At 28.0% G+C, this 16,713-nt stretch carries 15 protein-coding genes and 1 riboswitch; of the genes, 2 read left to right on the top strand and 13 right to left on the bottom strand.

The window, feature by feature from the left end; all coding sequences use genetic code 11:
• Positions 1-245: 245 nt before the first annotated feature.
• The 7 genes from Q0G30_RS12440 to Q0G30_RS12410 all read right to left on the bottom strand — a co-directional run bounded on the left by Q0G30_RS12440 (position 246) and on the right by Q0G30_RS12410 (position 9,821).
• Positions 246-1,685 carry a DEAD/DEAH box helicase gene (locus Q0G30_RS12440; protein ID WP_294390547.1) on the bottom strand — a complete coding sequence of 480 codons (1,440 nt, stop codon included), beginning with the start codon at positions 1,683-1,685 and terminating at the stop codon, positions 246-248.
• Positions 1,686-1,870: 185 nt separating this feature from the next.
• Positions 1,871-2,548, bottom strand: a complete 678-nt coding sequence (locus Q0G30_RS12435) for an NAD(P)/FAD-dependent oxidoreductase (protein ID WP_294390544.1) — start codon at positions 2,546-2,548, stop codon at positions 1,871-1,873.
• A gap of 215 nt (positions 2,549-2,763) precedes the next feature.
• Positions 2,764-3,588 carry a hypothetical protein gene (locus Q0G30_RS12430; RefSeq protein ID WP_294390541.1) on the bottom strand — a complete coding sequence of 275 codons (825 nt, stop codon included), beginning with the start codon at positions 3,586-3,588 and terminating at the stop codon, positions 2,764-2,766.
• A gap of 124 nt (positions 3,589-3,712) precedes the next feature.
• Positions 3,713-5,377: a ribonuclease J gene (locus Q0G30_RS12425; protein ID WP_294390551.1), complete on the bottom strand. Its 1,665-nt coding sequence runs from the start codon at positions 5,375-5,377 to the stop codon at positions 3,713-3,715.
• 172 nt (positions 5,378-5,549) lie between these two features.
• The gene (locus tag Q0G30_RS12420; RefSeq protein WP_294390538.1) at positions 5,550-6,869 is read right to left on the bottom strand and encodes a LysM peptidoglycan-binding domain-containing protein; all 1,320 of its coding nucleotides are present in this window, start codon (positions 6,867-6,869) and stop codon (positions 5,550-5,552) included.
• A 153-nt stretch (positions 6,870-7,022) separates the two neighbouring features.
• Entirely contained in the window at positions 7,023-8,525 is a 1,503-nt protein-coding gene (locus Q0G30_RS12415) for a DUF1846 domain-containing protein (protein ID WP_221701392.1), read from the bottom strand.
• 474 nt (positions 8,526-8,999) lie between these two features.
• The gene (locus Q0G30_RS12410) at positions 9,000-9,821 is read right to left on the bottom strand and encodes a nitroreductase family protein (RefSeq protein ID WP_221701391.1); all 822 of its coding nucleotides are present in this window, start codon (positions 9,819-9,821) and stop codon (positions 9,000-9,002) included.
• 229 nt (positions 9,822-10,050) lie between these two features.
• Here Q0G30_RS12410 and Q0G30_RS12405 point away from each other — a divergent pair, with 229 nt between their 5' ends.
• Positions 10,051-10,239, top strand: a complete 189-nt coding sequence (locus Q0G30_RS12405) for a hypothetical protein (RefSeq protein ID WP_294390535.1) — start codon at positions 10,051-10,053, stop codon at positions 10,237-10,239.
• Between the two features lie 95 nt (positions 10,240-10,334).
• Here Q0G30_RS12405 and Q0G30_RS12400 read toward each other — a convergent pair whose 3' ends face one another.
• From Q0G30_RS12400 to Q0G30_RS12385, 4 genes are all read right to left on the bottom strand, one after another.
• A complete protein-coding gene (locus Q0G30_RS12400; protein WP_260458177.1) occupies positions 10,335-10,943 on the bottom strand; it encodes a nitroreductase family protein in 609 nt (202 codons plus the stop codon).
• Between the two features lie 40 nt (positions 10,944-10,983).
• Positions 10,984-12,318 (bottom strand): CoA-disulfide reductase, encoded by a 1,335-nt coding sequence (locus Q0G30_RS12395; RefSeq protein ID WP_294173392.1) that lies wholly within the window; start codon positions 12,316-12,318, stop codon positions 10,984-10,986.
• Positions 12,319-12,567: 249 nt separating this feature from the next.
• Positions 12,568-13,260 carry a radical SAM protein gene (locus Q0G30_RS12390; RefSeq protein ID WP_294390532.1) on the bottom strand — a complete coding sequence of 231 codons (693 nt, stop codon included), beginning with the start codon at positions 13,258-13,260 and terminating at the stop codon, positions 12,568-12,570.
• Positions 13,261-13,318: 58 nt separating this feature from the next.
• A riboswitch (guanidine-I (ykkC/yxkD leader) is annotated at positions 13,319-13,414 on the bottom strand.
• A gap of 68 nt (positions 13,415-13,482) precedes the next feature.
• On the bottom strand, positions 13,483-14,190 hold the full coding sequence (locus Q0G30_RS12385; protein ID WP_294390529.1) for a hypothetical protein: 708 nt from the start codon (positions 14,188-14,190) through the stop codon (positions 13,483-13,485).
• Between the two features lie 145 nt (positions 14,191-14,335).
• On the opposite strand from Q0G30_RS12385, the gene zupT reads away from it, so the two are divergent.
• Positions 14,336-15,115, top strand: a complete 780-nt coding sequence (zupT, locus tag Q0G30_RS12380) for a zinc transporter ZupT (protein WP_221701386.1) — start codon at positions 14,336-14,338, stop codon at positions 15,113-15,115.
• 417 nt (positions 15,116-15,532) lie between these two features.
• Here the strand turns inward: zupT and Q0G30_RS12375 are convergent, their stop codons facing one another.
• Both Q0G30_RS12375 and Q0G30_RS12370 read right to left on the bottom strand, forming a co-directional pair.
• Positions 15,533-16,393, bottom strand: a complete 861-nt coding sequence (locus Q0G30_RS12375; RefSeq protein ID WP_294390526.1) for a Cof-type HAD-IIB family hydrolase — start codon at positions 16,391-16,393, stop codon at positions 15,533-15,535.
• A gap of 185 nt (positions 16,394-16,578) precedes the next feature.
• The coding region (locus tag Q0G30_RS12370; RefSeq protein ID WP_294390549.1) for a family 1 glycosylhydrolase at positions 16,579-16,713 on the bottom strand (135 nt) is incomplete at its 5' end.

Below are 16,713 nucleotides of genomic sequence, written 5' to 3'. Positions count from 1 at the left end.
ATGAACTTACTCCTCTGAGCGATAGTGAAGAGTGAGTTTCCTTTTAAAAGGAAGCACCTCCTGCTAAAGTCGGATGTGTAAGTTCGATCAGCAAAATTGAAATTTTGAATCTCACTTAAGGTAAGCGATAGCGAACTTCGAAGCTTTAGTAAATTTTACGGAATCAATTATATAAATTCTTAGCGAAAATTTCACCCTTTCCTGGAAAAGTAATATTCCATTTTTGTTCTCACTATGTGCGCAATTTATTTTCTGGCTTTCTCAACTCTAAGTTTTTTACCTTTTATAGTTGAATCTTTAAGCGCTGCTATAACCTTGTTTCCTTTTCCATTTAAAATATCAACATAAGAAACTGTATCCTGTACATCTATTATACCAATATCTTCTGCAGTTATACCTTCTATTCTAGATATTGCTCCTACAAAGTCTCCTGCTCTTAATTTCTTCTTTTTACCACCATTAAAATATATCTTAGTTATATTTTTATTTATAACTTTAGCTTTTTCTTTTTTTACTTTTGGTTTTGATTTTAAAGCTTTTATTGCTTCATCCCTTTTTTCTTTATTTACTTCAATAATATCTTCTGAAACTGGAATTTCAAATCCTATGTACTCTTCAATCATATCTAAAAGTCTATCTTCATATTGATTAACAAAAGAAATAGCCTTTCCCTTTGCTCCAGCTCTACCTGTCCTTCCTATACGATGAACATAAGCTTCTTTTTCAACTGGTAAATCATAATTAATTACATGAGTAATTCCCTCTACATCAATACCTCTTGCTGCAACATCAGTAGCCACTAATATTTTAAAGTTACCTTTTTTAAACTTATCCATAACTTCAAGTCTATCTTTTTGAAGCATTCCACCATGAATCTTGTTTACAGAATAACCCTTTTTATTTAAGTTTTCAAAAACCTTATCAACATTTTCTTTTGTTTTACAGAAAATTACTGCTGTTTCTGGAACCTCACTTATTAAAAGTTTACTTAAATTATCTAATTTATAAAATTCCTCAAATCTATATAATTCATGTTTTATATTATCAGTTATTAACTTTTGTGCTTTAATTTCAACATTAACAGGATTATTCATGTACATTTTACATAACCCCATTATTTCCTCTGGAATAGTGGCTGAAAATAGCATTGTTTGTCTATTCTTATTTAAGGTATTTATTATATCTCTCACTTGATCTATAAAGCCCATATTAAGCATTTCATCAGCTTCATCTATTATCAAATATTTTATATTTGAAATATCTAATGTTCCTCTATCAATATGATCAAATACTCTACCTGGAGTACCAACTACAATATGAGTTCTTTGCTTTAACTCCCTTGCTTGATCAGAAAATGGTTGCTTTCCAAATACCGAAACAGCTCTTATTCTTTTAAATCTACCTATGTTAGTTAACTCTTCCTTGACTTGAATTGCTAATTCTCTAGTTGGTGTTAAAATTAAAGCTTGTGGTTTACTATCATCCCAAAGTACTTTTTCACATAGTGGTATTCCAAAGGCTGCAGTCTTTCCACTTCCTGTTTGTGATTTAACTACAACATCCTTACCAGTTAATATTTCAGGTATAACCTTACTTTGAACATCAGAAGGCTTGCTATAACCTATTCCTTCTAATGCCTTCATTATTTCATCACATAAATTATATTTCTTAAATGTATTATCCAATATATTTCCCTCATTTTTGTTAAATTTATTATTGTTCATTTAATTAGTATAACCTATATTTATGTTAAGTAAATAACTTTTCATTATTAAACCTATTAAAGATATTTATAAAAAATAGAAAAGCAAAAGGCAAGTCAAACTATTATTTATAATTTGATTTTTTCCTTTTGCTATTTTTGTTTATTTTAAGCTTTTAAGAATTCTTCAATATTTAATAATTTTTTAAATTCATCTAATCCAATTCTATCTATATAATTTCCTAATCTTTCTCTTCCTTGACCATTTTCTGAGTAGATATCTATTACCTTTTCAACCACATCAAAGATTCTTTCTTCTGGAATATTCATAGCAATTCTATCACCTAATCTAGGAATAACTCCACCTCTTCCTCCAAGATAAAGAATCCATCCTTTTGGTCCACCTATTAAACCAATATCTCTAGTATGGCTATCAGCACAACTATTTGGACATCCACTAACCCCTATTTTTAATTTATTAGGAAGGTTTCTTCCATGGAATGCTCCATCTAATTTTGACCCTATAGCTACTGAATCTTGTAAACCTCTCTTACAGAAAGTAGTTCCTGGGCATATCTTTACACTTCTTACACATAGTCCTATAGCAGCTCCTGGCTTCATTCCTAAATCATCCCATGCCTTATCAATATCTTCTTCCTTTAATCCAACAATAGCAATTCTTTGAGCTCCAGTTACTTTTACAGCTGATGCATTATATTTCTCTGCAACATCTGCAATATCTCTAAGCTGTTTTGGAGTTATAAGTCCCCCTGTTAAATGCGGTGCTATAGCATATGTTTCCATGTCTCTTTGTATTACAGCTCCTTTATCTAATAAGTCTTTCATAGAAATTCTCCTCTCAAATAGTATATTTATATTTTTTTACTTCAAAGCTCTAATTATGTATTATACATACTATAAGCTGTACTCTTTATAATATTTTTATATCACCTATTTCATAATAAAGCTATATAAATTTTTATTATATATCTATAAAATCTATCTATATTAATAAAACTACCCATATATTTTATTATTGGTAGTTTTATTAATTATTATATTTATTTATATTCAACTTTTATCATTTCATTTAATATATAAGCTAATTTACTACTTTTTATTTCAATAATATTTTCTTTTATTTCGAATCTAACTATATCAATACTATCAACAATTGAATTAATTGCATTTCTAAATTCAATAATGTTAAGTCCTATAGCTTCTTTTCTTCCATATCCAATATCATATTTATGAATATTTGCATCATCCTTTTTAGCAAAAATATTAAGTACACCTTTTCTATCTGTAGCTAATATATTTTTACCATTATTATCTTTATCGTCACTTTCAATTGCATATACTAATTTTTTATGGAATTTCATCATAGTAAATAATATCATTAGCTCATATTGATTCTTCTCTAAGAAGGCCTCTTTCCCATTATTAACTAAGTAAATATTTAACAAATCATATGGTACCATAAACATAGTACATTTACCTTCGTCTATAGAAAATTGATATACTCCATTAAATATTCCAAACTTTATAACATTTATTAACTCTTCACCGTTAAGCTTTATTATATATTCAGTTCCATCTTTTATAATTCCGAAGTGTCTTACAAAATTTTGTGCAAATTCCTTTTCAGAGAAAAACCACATACACGGTAATTTTTTATGGTTTAATGCACATAATGGTCTAGCTTTATTTTCCTTAACCTCATCAACTGTTGCACTTCTTGAAGCTATTACATAAACCTCATCTAAATTTAAAAACTCATTTAAAACTTCTTCATATTTTTTTCTAAAACCTTTAACATCACTTCTTGGAGTTTTTAAAAATTCTTGCATCAAATCTTGATATCTTCTGGCTGTTACTGTATTCATATTTTCCCCTTTTCTCCCCTTTAAATGTTTACATATAAATTATACAACAATTCTCTACTTATTTTCAATGATAACCCTAAATATGTATTATATTTTACAATTTAAAACTATATATGAGATAATTTTAAGTTTCCATAATGATAGGAATTATTGTAGGGCGTCTTTTTGTAGTTTCATAAATATAATTTTCTACAGTCTTTTTAATATTTCCCTTTAATACATACCACTCAACAACACCCATACTTAAGCATTTCTCTAATTCTTTTACTGATAATTCCTTTACCTTATTTATAAGTTCCTCAGACTCCTTAACATATACAAATCCTCTTGTAATTACATCTGGTCCTGAAACAATACTTAGAGTATCTATTTCTATGGCAACAACAATAGTCAACATTCCATCTTGCGCCAAATGTCTTCTATCACGTAATACAATACTTCCTACATCACCAACCCCTAAACCATCAACAAAGATTGCCCCTGTTCTAACTTTTCCTTCTTTTCTACAACTATCTTTAGTAAGCTCTAAAACATTTCCTGTTTCTAATATAAATATATTGTTTTTTTTCATTCCCAAGCTTTCCGCTAAATCACCATGATGTTTTAAATGTCTATATTCTCCATGAACAGGCATAAAATATTTAGGATTAACTAATGTATGTATAAGTTTCAATTCTTCTTGATAAGCGTGACCTGATACATGCACATCTTCTAAATCTTCATATATCACATCTGCTCCCTTTCTAAATAATTGATTTATGACTCTTGATATTAGTTTATCATTTCCAGGTATTGGTGAAGCTGAAATTATAAAGGTATCTTTAGGTTCTATATTTATTTTTCTATGATTTGAAAATGCTATCCTTGCCAAGGATGCCATAGGCTCGCCTTGACTTCCAGTTGTTATTAATGTTATTTTATCATTTTCATATTTTTTTAAATCATCAATACTGATAACTTCACTATCTGGTATATGTAAGTATCCTAATTCCATTGCAACTTTAGATATATTCTCCATGCTTCTTCCATTAAAAACAACTTTTCTATTATTCTTAAAAGATGCATCAACTATTTGTTGCATTCTATGTATATTAGATGCAAAAGTAGCAACTATAACTCTTCCCTTAGCCTTTCCTATAATTCTATCTAGCGTTAATCCAATACTTTTTTCTGATAATGAATGTCCTTGCCTTTCAACATTAGTACTGTCAGCCATTAATAAGGCAATTCCCTCCTTACCTAAATTAGATATTCTTTGTAAGTCCATTTTTTCCCCATCTATAGGTGTATAATCAATTTTAAAATCTCCAGTATGAAGTATTATTCCTACTGGTGTAAATATAGCTAAACTACATGAATCTGCAATACTATGAGTACTTCTTATAAATTCTACTTTAAGTTTCCTAAATGAAATTACATCTCCAGGCTCAACATTATTTAACTTTGCCTCTGATAAAATATTATGTTCTTCAAGTTTTGTCTTAACAATACCAATAGTTAATTTAGTTCCATAAAGAGGTACATTAATTTCCTTTAATACATACGGCAATGAACCTATATGATCCTCATGTCCATGGGTTAGGAAAATTCCCTTTATCTTATCCACATTATTTTTTAAATATGTTATATCTGGAATTATTAAATCAACCCCATACATTTCTTCATCAGGAAATGCTATCCCACAATCAATAACAATAATTTCATCGTCACACTCTATAATAGTAATATTCTTTCCTATTTCCCCTAATCCTCCAAGCGGTATTATTCTAACTTTCTCTTCACTCATCAAAACAATTCCTTTCATAATATATAGTATATCTATATTTATTATTCCTAGACACATTATTAGTTATTCTTTAATTTAAAGTAAAAAAGAAGGATAAAATACTAAAAATTTTATCCCTCTTAATTTTCTTTAATAAATTATTAATTCTTAAAAATTTATCTTTATTTTGTAATAACTAAACTTTTAAAACTTGTCCAGGATATATTAAATTTGGATTGGAAATATCATTTAATGCTACTAAATTAGCAACCGTAGTTCCAAATCTTATTGCTATTCCACTTAAAGTATCTCCTGACTTCACTACATAAGTTGCCGTAGAATCTCCTCTTTGTACTGACACTCCTGATGAAGATATTTTTAATACTTGTCCTACATATATTAAGTTTGGATTTACTATTCCATTTATTCTAGCTAAATATTGTACAGTAGTTCCAAACCTAGTTGCTATTCCACTTAATGTATCTCCTGATTGTACTACATAAGTTGTTTGATATTGCTTAGATGATGCCCCACTTTTAACTGAATTAGAAACTGGTAGTTTTAATATTTCCCCAACATATATCAAATTAGGATTTGATATATCATTTAATTGAACTAATTCTTGTACAGTTGTACCAAATCTTAATGCTATTCCACTCAAAGTATCTCCTGATTGTACTACATAAGTCCCACTAAAATTATTATTTTTTCTTTGTACCTTATTATTTCCGTATATCTTTAATACTTGTCCTACATAGATTAAATTAGGGTTGGATATATTATTTAATTGAACTAATGCTTGAACTGTAGTGCCAAACCTTGCTGCTATACCAGTTAATGTATTTCCCGGTTGAACTACATAATATTTTATAGCACTATTTTCTGATTCTGGCTTTCTACTTCCTGCAATAGTTACTTTACTATTTAACAATATTTCACTATTAAAGGTATCTAAATCACAATTTCCATTTACCCCTGGTACGTATCCTGTATCAGAGTATTGCCATCCAGCATAACTACTTCCCCATATTGGGTTACTTTCTGGAGTGCTCGTTCCATACTCTGCTATCCATAATGGATATCTCTCTAATCCGTATCCTGGCTCTATATTATTATTTGAAAAACTTGCATAAGTGTATAAAGCACCACTTAATCCTGTATTAGCTTCAACATTTTCTAAAAATTCATTTGCAATACTAGATAATTCTCCTGGTCCATAACTACCTGCTTCCTCTAAGTCTAATACTAATCTACAATCACTTGTCATTCCGCTTATAGCATCAGTAAAATATCTTGCTTGATCTTCTGCTGATACTGATGGACTAAAAAAATGATAAAATCCTAATAATAACCCATTATTAGATGCGCCTTCATAAAATTCTTGAAGGTATGGATCTGTATAAAAATTTCCTTCTGTCGCTTCAATATAAACTATTTGTACTCCACTATTCTTTACTTCAGAAAAATCAACACTTCCTTGCCAGTTACTAATATCTATGCCTTTATAAGTTGTCATCTTTGTTTTCTCCTTTCTTAATCCTTCGGATATACTTTATTATTATTCATCCTAAAAAAAATAGTGAGTACTTTTTATTGTTATAAAAATCACTATAAAAATAAGAGATTATTACATTAAACATTGTAATAATCTCTTTATTTTATCTATTTATTAATTGTTGTAGAAAAGACTTTCTGAAGCATATTCTGCATCACATGTTACGTCTATTCCAAGCTTTCTTAATGTTTGCTCATCGCTTGTTGGTAGTATTGTAGTTGAATGAGCTTGACAATTCTTAAGCATTGCTAACTTTTCCATTGCAACTTGTGCTGTTGGGTTAGTTGCTGCTGAAATACTTAATGCAATTAGAACTTCTTCACAATTTAATGATACTTTTTGGTTTGATAAAGTTTTAGATTTTAAATCTAAAATAGGTTCTAAAATAACTGGTGAAATTAAATGTATATCATCTGCTATATTAGCTAAGTGCTTCACTGAATTTAATAATGCTGCCGCTGCTGCATCTAAAAGTTCTGAACCTTTTCCTGTAAGAATAGTTCCATCACTTAATTCCATTGCAACTGCTGTATAAATATTATTATTCTCTTCTTTTAACTTAGCTGCACGCTCTCTTGCTGGTATAACAACTTTTCTATCTTCAGGCTTTAAGTTAACTTGTTCCATTATAAGCTTTGCATGCTCAAAGGTTTCTTTATCAACATAACCTTTTTTATATTCACAACCTGTTTTAAAGTATCTTCTTATTATTTCTTGTCTTGAAGCTTCCTTAACTACTTCATCGTCAACTATACCAAATCCAACTCTATTAACTCCCATATCTGTTGGTGATTTATAAACTGACTCTTTTCCTGTAATCTTTTCTATAATTCTCTTAAGTACTGGGAATGTTTCTAAATCTCTATTATAGTTAACTGCAGTTTCTCCATAAGCTTCTAAATGGAAGTAATCTATCATATTAACATCTTTTAAATCAACTGTTGCAGCTTCATAAGCTATATTTAATGGATGCTTTAATGGAACATTCCATACTGGGAATGTTTCAAACTTAGAATATCCAGCAACATTTCCTCTTTTATTTTCATGATATAATTGACTTAAACATGTAGCAAGTTTACCACTTCCTGGTCCTGGTGCAGTAACAACCACTATAGGTTTACTTGTTTCAATATATGGATTTTGTCCATATCCTTCTTCACTAACTATAGTATCAACATCTGTTGGATATCCCTTAGTAGCTCTATGCTTATAAACCTTTATTCCACGTCTTTCTAACTTGTTTATGAAAACAGTAGCTGAAGGTTGATCATTATATCTAGTTATTACAACTGAATTTACCTCTAAGTCATAACTTCTTAAATCATCTATTAATCTTAAAACATCCATGTCATAAGTGATTCCGAAATCACCTCTAATTTTGTTTCTTTCGATATCACCTGCATATACCGCTATAACAACTTCTGCTTTATCTCTTAATTTGTGTAATAATTTTATTTTTGCATTTTCATCAAATCCTGGTAAAACTCTTTTTGCATGTAAATCAAATAGAAGCTTTCCACCAAATTCTAAGTATAACTTATCATAGTTATTTACTCTTTCTAATATGTACTTTGATTGCTCCTCTAAATATTTTTCATGATCAAATCCTATTTTCATATGTCCACTCCTAATTTTATAGTTTTTTTTTAACATAAAGAGATTTATATTACTAAATCCATTTATGTTAAATTGCAACTATTAATAAAAATTTTATTTTTTTATTAATTAGGCACAAAATATATAATATTATTACATAAAATTTTAATAAAGTAAATCATAAATACGAATTCTCGACTATTTTTTATTTCTACATTTTGCCAAACAAAATATACTTACTAACTAAAACAAATCCATTTTGTTTATGAAAATATATTTTGCAGCAGAAATATTCTAAAGATATTTTACCTAATATATTCAGTATATTATGGTAGATTGGTAGTGCTAGAAGTATAATTTCAATAGTCAGCGTAGGAATTAATATAAAAAAAGCTGACTCCTGTAAAATACAGAAATCAGCTTTTAATAGCTTAATCCTCTTTTTTAAATTGTCCTTGACAAAGGATCCACTTTAAAATTTGAATCCTCTTTTTTCTATAACCATTTAACTTGAGCTTCTTTTCTAGGAGTAGTTCTCTTATATGTAACATTAGGATATCCTATTACTAAGCATGAAGTTAATGATTTGCTGCTTTCTAATCCTAATAAGTCAAGTATTTCTTTATTATCTTGAAGTGCTAGCATAGCAAAACCATTAAAGTAAGTTCCAAGGCCTAAAGCATCTACCATAAGTTCCATGTTAGAAGAAGCTAATCCTCCATTTAAAGGTGTATTTGATGCTACAAAAATAGCAGCTGGTGCATTAAAGAATAATCTATCTTTATTTATAGGATCTTCTTTATAAGCATTATACATATTTACCCATAGAGTTGCATATCTTCTTAAGTATTCAGTTTCAGGAGTCATATTAGCTAATATAGCTTCACCTTTTGCTTGTAAGCACTTGTATGCTAATTCTTTAAATTCTCCAAGTTTTTCAGTAAGAACGATGTAAGAAACATCTTGATTATTAGTTGAAGTTTGAGTATATCTTCCAGCTTCAATAATCTTTTCAATCTTTTCTTTTTCAACTTCTTTATCTTTAAATCTTCTAACACTTCTTCTGAATTTAATGAAGTTTAAAAGATTGTCTGCATCTATTGAAAATGTATCTTTATCATAAGATACTACTTGATTCATATCATAATCATCAGTTGAAACTGCATTCACTGGACAAATAGCGATGCAGTGTCCACATTTCATACATCTATCATTATTAATATCAGCTTTATCATCTACAAAAGAAATTGTTGCAGTAGGACAATCTTTAATACATTGACCACAAGCTATACATTTACTTTTATCTACATTAAACATAAAATTCACTCCTAAAAATATACTTTATCATTCATAGCTACTTTCGACAGAATTATAAATAAAATTTATAATTCTTTTATCTTAACAATAGCAAGAATTACAATAATAATAGTTTAACACTAGATTTGGTAAGATGTCTAATTGAAATTAATTATAGAAGTATAACTAAAAGTTATAAATATTTCATGGAATCGGAGGAAAGAATTAACTTACAACAGTTTATTAATTAATGAGATATAATCCAAAGATAGTAGCAGAGCCAAATGAAGCAAGTTTACTTTCAGGTCTTGTATCAGCAGGGGCAGGGATAGCCATAGTTGCATATACTCAATCAATAAATATGAGTACTATATCTATAGTTAAAATAAAGGATGATATAAGATTTAAGAATATTTATATGGTTTGGAATAAGGAATAATATCTTTCAATAGTAAAGAAAAAGTTTAAAAAGTATGCTATGAATATTGATAAATAAAAAGTTAGTGACAGTACACTAACTTTTTATAAATATATTTACTTTTCCCATGACATAACATAAGTTAAATTATTATTTTCTATCTTAGGATCATTAATCTTTAATTCACCTTCAAGATTATTTTCTAGAGCTGTTAAATGGAAATGACAAAGTGCAATTCCCATATCAATTATTGTTGAAGTTTTAGCATCTGCAAAATAAAAATGTATTTTATCATCCTTTTTAACAACTCTCCAAGGTTGTTTATTGATAGACGAAGGTGCTAATCTTAACATTTCTAGAGGTTCATAAAATTCTCCAGCATCACTTTCTGTAAGAGGAGTATTAAAATCACCATTAAAGAATGATTGAGAAAAGTCATTACGCTTATTAGTATTTTTTCCTACTACCTTAGCAAAAAGAGACTTCTTACCGCCTTCATAACCTACAGGTGAAACAATAGGAAGAATTTCATTTTCTTTTAAGTTAACAGCTTTAGCAAAGTTACCTTTATTAAAAGTACCACCAAGCCAAACAGTTCCAAGTCCTAGAGAAGTACAGTATAATATAACTTTTTCTAATGAATAACCTAAAGCAATTAAATATAAATAAAAATTTATTAAGTAATATAAAAAATATAGTAAAAATAGCTTGAAAATTAAATTCAAGCCATTTTTACTATAAGAAATTAATAAATACTATCTACTACTATTTTGATACATTACCAGCCACATTAAGAACATCCCATGTTCTTGAGAATGGTGGTGAGTAACAAAGATCTAACATTCCTAGTTGTTCTGTTGTCATCTTTGCATAAATACATGCAGCTAAAACATTACATCTTTGAACAGCATCTTTATATCCTGCTACTTGCCCACCTAATATAACCTTAGTATGTGCATCATAAATAAGCTTAACATAAATTCTTTCTCTACCAGGATAGTAGCTAGTTTGATTCATATCTGTTATAAATTTAGTTTTGTAATTGAATCCTAAATTTAAAACCTCTTTTTCTGAAAGACCAGTTCTAGCCGCTTCCATATCCATAACTTTAATACAACTTGATGACATAGATCCTTGGAATGAATTATTTTGTCCTGCTAAATTTTCTCCAACTATCCTTCCAAGCTTATTAGCTCCAGTTGCAAGTGGAACATATGATTCTTTTCCTGTAATTAAATTATTTATAGTAGCACAATCACCGGCTGAATATACATCTTCTACTGATGTTCTTCCATAACTATCTACTACTATTGCTCCATTTCTAAGCATCTTTATTTCATCAGATTTTAAGAAATCAGTATTTGGCTTTACACCAGTTGCAAGTATAACTATATCTGCATCAATTTCTCTTTTATCAGTTTTAACCTTAGAAACTTTCCCCTCTCCTATAAGTTCAACTACAGTTTCTGATAATAAAAGATTAATACCTTTATCTCTTAACTCTTCTTCTAAAAGATCTGTTATATCTTTATCAAATACTTCTTGAAGTACTCTATCTTGAAGTTGAATAACAGTAACTTCTTTACCTCTATGCTTAGCAGCCTCAACAGCTTCAAGTCCTATAAATCCAGCTCCTATAATAGCAACTTTTTTATATTCATCCTTTGCCATTAATTCTCTTAACTTATCACCATCATCCATTGATTTTAATGTAACTACATTTTCTAAATCAATATTTTTAATTGGTGGAATTATTGCTCTAGCACCACTAGCTATCATTAGCTTATCATAATTTTCTTCTAATATTTCATCTGTAATAAGATTTTTAACTTTTACTTTTTTATTAGAAAAATCTACATCTATAACTTCATGTTTTGTATGTATTTCTACTCCAGACTCCCTAAACTGTTCAGGAGTTCTTGCTATCATTTCTTGTGAATCCTCAAAGAATCCACCTACATAATATGGTAATCCACAAGCACCAAAAGATACAATATCACCCTTTTCATATACTATAACGTCATCATTTGGTGAAAGTCTCTTAAACTTAGCTGCAGCACTCATTCCTGCTGCTACACCACCGATGATTATAACTTTCATCTTAAACACCATCCTCTTCTATAATTGAACTATCAATTATTTATACTTTATTATTTATCTTATGTTTATATAAAAATAAATCATTTGTTAAATAATATTTATTCTTATTATAAATGAAATTTCTAAAAATAATAATATAAATTTATATCTTTAAATAAATTTATTTTTTATAAAATCTAAATACAGATAATTATATTCCTAAAATTAATATTTGTTAAACTACTGAAGAGCATAGCTATCATTGAAAGTTTACTTATAACTTAATACTTCTTTTGATATCTTTTGTAATTCCTCATCAGATATACCAAGCTTCTTCTTAAATACTTCCTCTTCTATTCTTGAAACAATAACTTTATCAGGTTTTATTTTAGTAATAATATCTTTTAATTCATTAACAGACTTTTCATTATCGTTATATCCCTTGATAATAGTAATTTCAGATATAAATTTTCCCTTATACTGCTTATTAAATAAAGCCATGTTACTAATATACTTATCTAGGGTATATCCTTCTATAGGTCTTTGAACTTTTTGAAAATGCTCCTCTGTAATAACTTTTATTTCACCAATTACCTCATCACAATTATTAGCAATTTTTTTATATTCATCTTTTCCCAATAAATATCCATTAGATAATAACCTTACTATTAATCCCTTATTTTTTATAAAACTAATTATTTTATTAATTTTATCATTAATTAATGCCTCTCCCTTTGAGTTAATAAATATCAACTCTGCTTTTGTTTCTTCTATTTTATTATCAAGTTCATTTAAATCAACATCAATTTCATTAAATGATATCTGACTATCAACCTTATTTTTTGATCTTCCTATAGGACAAAATATACAATCAAAATTACAATATTTCTCTGGAAGTATATTAACTTCTAAAACTCTTTTACCTTCTTCAATATAAACATCCTTATAACTAAAATTACTCATTATTATACATCCTCCTATTAATAAAAAAATTAAAAAACCTGAGAGATATTATAAAAATATCTCCCAGGCTTTTATCCTTCCGTGTCCACAGTAAACTGTGTGTTTCCTCTTGGACCAGCCAGCTTTAAACTGCGGAACCCTAGAAAACTAAACTATATTTAAATTATAAATTTTATTTGTATGAGGATTTTAGCATAGCCTTAAAACCATGTCAATAATACTTTATTTAACTTCTATTCCACCTAATACTGCTGTATATTTAATTCTGACCTTAGGTCCTGAAATAGCATTTCTATTTATTTTATGTTCAAACCCACCTAACACTGGAACTCCTGATATTATCTCAACTCTTACATTATCAGGAATAAATATATCTATTCCTCCTAAAACTGCAGTAAGTTCCAAAACTATATCTTCAGTTATTTTTGCATCTCTTAAATCTATTGATAATCCACCTAATATAGCTTCTGCAACTATACCTTTTAAATCTTCAGTATTATTCTTATAATCTCCACCACCTAAAATAGCAGTATATCTTGGATATTGTGTTGAATCATACTTATATGATTTACTTTTACTATACTCATCTGCTTCAATGTTTTTTTTAGTTCCTCCTCTAAAAAATGATGCAATTATAGATATACCTACTGCAACTAAAACTAATGGGAATATTAACTTCCATATAGCTCCATCATCTATTATATCTAATTCATCGAATAATAACACTAATCCTATTATTACCAAAATACCTGATCCCCAATTAAATCCATACCTAACCATTGATATTAATCCAGGTATAATTAAAAATAAAGTCCACCATCCTGGAAAAAATACATCTACATGCCATATATTAAGTGCATTTCCCCCAAATATAATTCCTACAATAACAAATATCAATCCCCAAATAAGTGCCGAATAATCTTTTTTCACTACTTACCTCCTAAAAATATATGATTATAATTATAGCATGTTATTGAATATTTAACCACTTTTACATTTTATTGTAACTTTATATTCTTTTTATTTATCATTAGTCATAAAATAATTATGTAACAATAATATAGAGAGGTTAAGAATGATTGATAAAGCTTCATTATTTCCATTATTACTTTCAACAATCGCAGGATTGTCAACTGTTTTAGGTGCAGTTATTATTTTCTTTAGTAAAACTAGAAATGAAAAATTCCTTACCTTTTCATTAGGCTTTTCTGCAGGCGTTATGATTACAGTTTCATTTACAGATTTATTTCCTACAGCTCAAGAAGCCATTTCAAAATATCATGGAAAAGTTAATGGTATACTATGGTCAATTTTATTCTTATTGATAGGAGCATTAATGGCCTACTTAATTGATATATTTATTCCTGAAGAAGAAAAAGGAAGTATACCTAACAGCAATAATAACTTTGATATTTTTAGAGTTGGGTTAGTATCAACTATAGCTCTTATGATACATAACTTTCCTGAAGGTATTGCAACTTTTGTTTCTGGATATCAAGATACATCATTAGGAATTGCTGTAACTTTAGCTATAGCTCTTCACAATATTCCTGAAGGCATTGCCATTGCTATGCCAATTTATTTTGCAACTAAAAGTAAATATAGAGCTCTTAAATATTCATTTCTATCTGGAATGGCAGAGCCCTTAGGTGCACTAATTGCTTTCTTATGTTTAAAACCCTTTATTAACGAACTTATACTTGGAATAATTTTTGCTGTAGTTTGTGGAATAATGATATATATATCATTAGATGAACTTATACCTTCCTCTAGAAAGTATGGATACACTGGACTTTCTGTTGCTTCTATATTTTTAGGAATCAGCATAATGCCTATTACTCATTTATTTGTTTAAAATATTATACTTAAAGTAAAATTAATGTATATTTTTTATATTTTTAACTACCATATTAATATATTATTTTATTGGAGTGATAATATGATTTTATTAGCAACTATCACCCTCACTGGGATTGCATATACCCTAATTGAAATTACTTATGATTTCATTAATGATATAACAATTCCTTAAACCTTAAAAGGAGCTAATTCTCTAATTAATTAGCTCCTAATACTGGTACTATTCTATTTGAAATTTGTAATATTCTTACAACCTCATCAAAGATAGATAAATCTAATTCTTAATTTTCATATGCTACACCAATAACTTCAGCTCCTCTAGATTTAACCTCTCTAATATTACAAATCATTTTATCCTTTTAATTTCTAAAAAAATAACAAGTTTCTATAAAACTTGTTATTAAATAATATATTATATTTCTAAAGATTTATAAATAGCCTTTGCTACTCCATCATTATTATTAGTGTCAGTAATATACTTTGCAATCTCTTTAATTTCTGGAATTGCATTTTCCATGGCATATGAATTTTCAAATTCAGTAAACATAGAATAGTCATTAAAACTATCTCCAAGTACTATTACTTCACTTTTATCTATACCCATCTTTTTAATTGTTTTTGCTAATATTAATCCCTTTTGAGCTTCAATGTCGCTTATTTCAATATCGTTTGAAAAAGTTGATGCTACTGCTAAATCCGATGTATTTTCTTTTAATTTCTCTTTTAATTTTGCTATTAAATTTTCATCATTATCAAAAGTTACTATTTTTAATACTTCTACATCACTGTCTAAAATTTCATATACATTATCTATATAATTCATTCCTCTTTGCTTATGAAAGCTTTCAACAAACTCTATTACTTCTTCCTCAGTCATTTTAGGATTAAATAATTTAAATCTATCAATAATAGCCTTTTTATCATTTTCTTTATTTGTTATATATGAACCCTTATTAGTCATTAGTTGAATACATAAGCCTGCTTCATTTAATATATCAAATACTATTTTTACGCTCTTCTTATTCATATAGACACTTTCAATTACATTTCCATTTACATCTCTATATTCTGCACCATTACTTAAAATACATTCACACTTTAAATTACAATCTTCTAAATATGATTTTACTGCTGCATAATCTCTACCTGTTACAATTGTAAAATGTCTTCCCATTTCCTGAGCTTTTCTTATAGCCCTTAAATTTTCATCTGATATCATATGATCATCATTCAATAAAGTTCCATCCATATCACTTGCTATTAACTTTATCATAACTTAATCCCCTCTTCCGTATTCTATTATGTTCATACTTATTATATCAAAGTTTTATTATATTTATCTAAATAATACTAAAAAAATCTCCCTAAACCTAATCTGGTCTTAGGGAGATAATATTATTAAATTAAGATATATTCAATTTTACTCTTTTATAAGAAATAATAGATTTGAACTGTTACTTATACTTCTTCACCATTAGTTTCTATTACTTTTTTATACCAATAGAAACTCTTTTTCTTACTTCTATTTAAAGTACCGTTTCCTTCATTATCTTTATCTACATAAATGAAACCATATCTTTTCTTCATTTCTCC

The sequence above is a fragment of the uncultured Clostridium sp. genome (assembly GCF_934754925.1).
GTDB lineage: Bacteria > Bacillota > Clostridia > Clostridiales > Clostridiaceae > Clostridium.
Note: the sequence above shows the minus strand (reverse complement) of the source record. Positions and strands in the feature narration are given on the sequence as shown.

Excerpts from the sequence above, each read along its gene's own strand:
- Q0G30_RS12415 (WP_221701392.1), bottom strand. The coding sequence starts at position 8,525 with ATGAAAATAGGATTTGATCATGAAAAATATTTAGAGGAGCAATCAAAG.
- Q0G30_RS12375 (WP_294390526.1), bottom strand. The coding sequence starts at position 16,393 with ATGATAAAGTTAATAGCAAGTGATATGGATGGAACTTTATTGAATGAT.
- Q0G30_RS12390 (WP_294390532.1), bottom strand. The coding sequence starts at position 13,260 with ATGAGTAATTTTAGTTATAAGGATGTTTATATTGAAGAAGGTAAAAGA.
- Q0G30_RS12395 (WP_294173392.1), bottom strand. The coding sequence starts at position 12,318 with ATGAAAGTTATAATCATCGGTGGTGTAGCAGCAGGAATGAGTGCTGCA.
- Q0G30_RS12435 (WP_294390544.1), bottom strand. The coding sequence starts at position 2,548 with ATGAAAGACTTATTAGATAAAGGAGCTGTAATACAAAGAGACATGGAA.
- Q0G30_RS12405 (WP_294390535.1), top strand. The coding sequence starts at position 10,051 with ATGAGATATAATCCAAAGATAGTAGCAGAGCCAAATGAAGCAAGTTTA.
- Q0G30_RS12420 (WP_294390538.1), bottom strand. The coding sequence starts at position 6,869 with ATGACAACTTATAAAGGCATAGATATTAGTAACTGGCAAGGAAGTGTT.
- Q0G30_RS12410 (WP_221701391.1), bottom strand. The coding sequence starts at position 9,821 with ATGTTTAATGTAGATAAAAGTAAATGTATAGCTTGTGGTCAATGTATT.
- Q0G30_RS12430 (WP_294390541.1), bottom strand. The coding sequence starts at position 3,588 with ATGAATACAGTAACAGCCAGAAGATATCAAGATTTGATGCAAGAATTT.
- zupT (WP_221701386.1), top strand. The coding sequence starts at position 14,336 with ATGATTGATAAAGCTTCATTATTTCCATTATTACTTTCAACAATCGCA.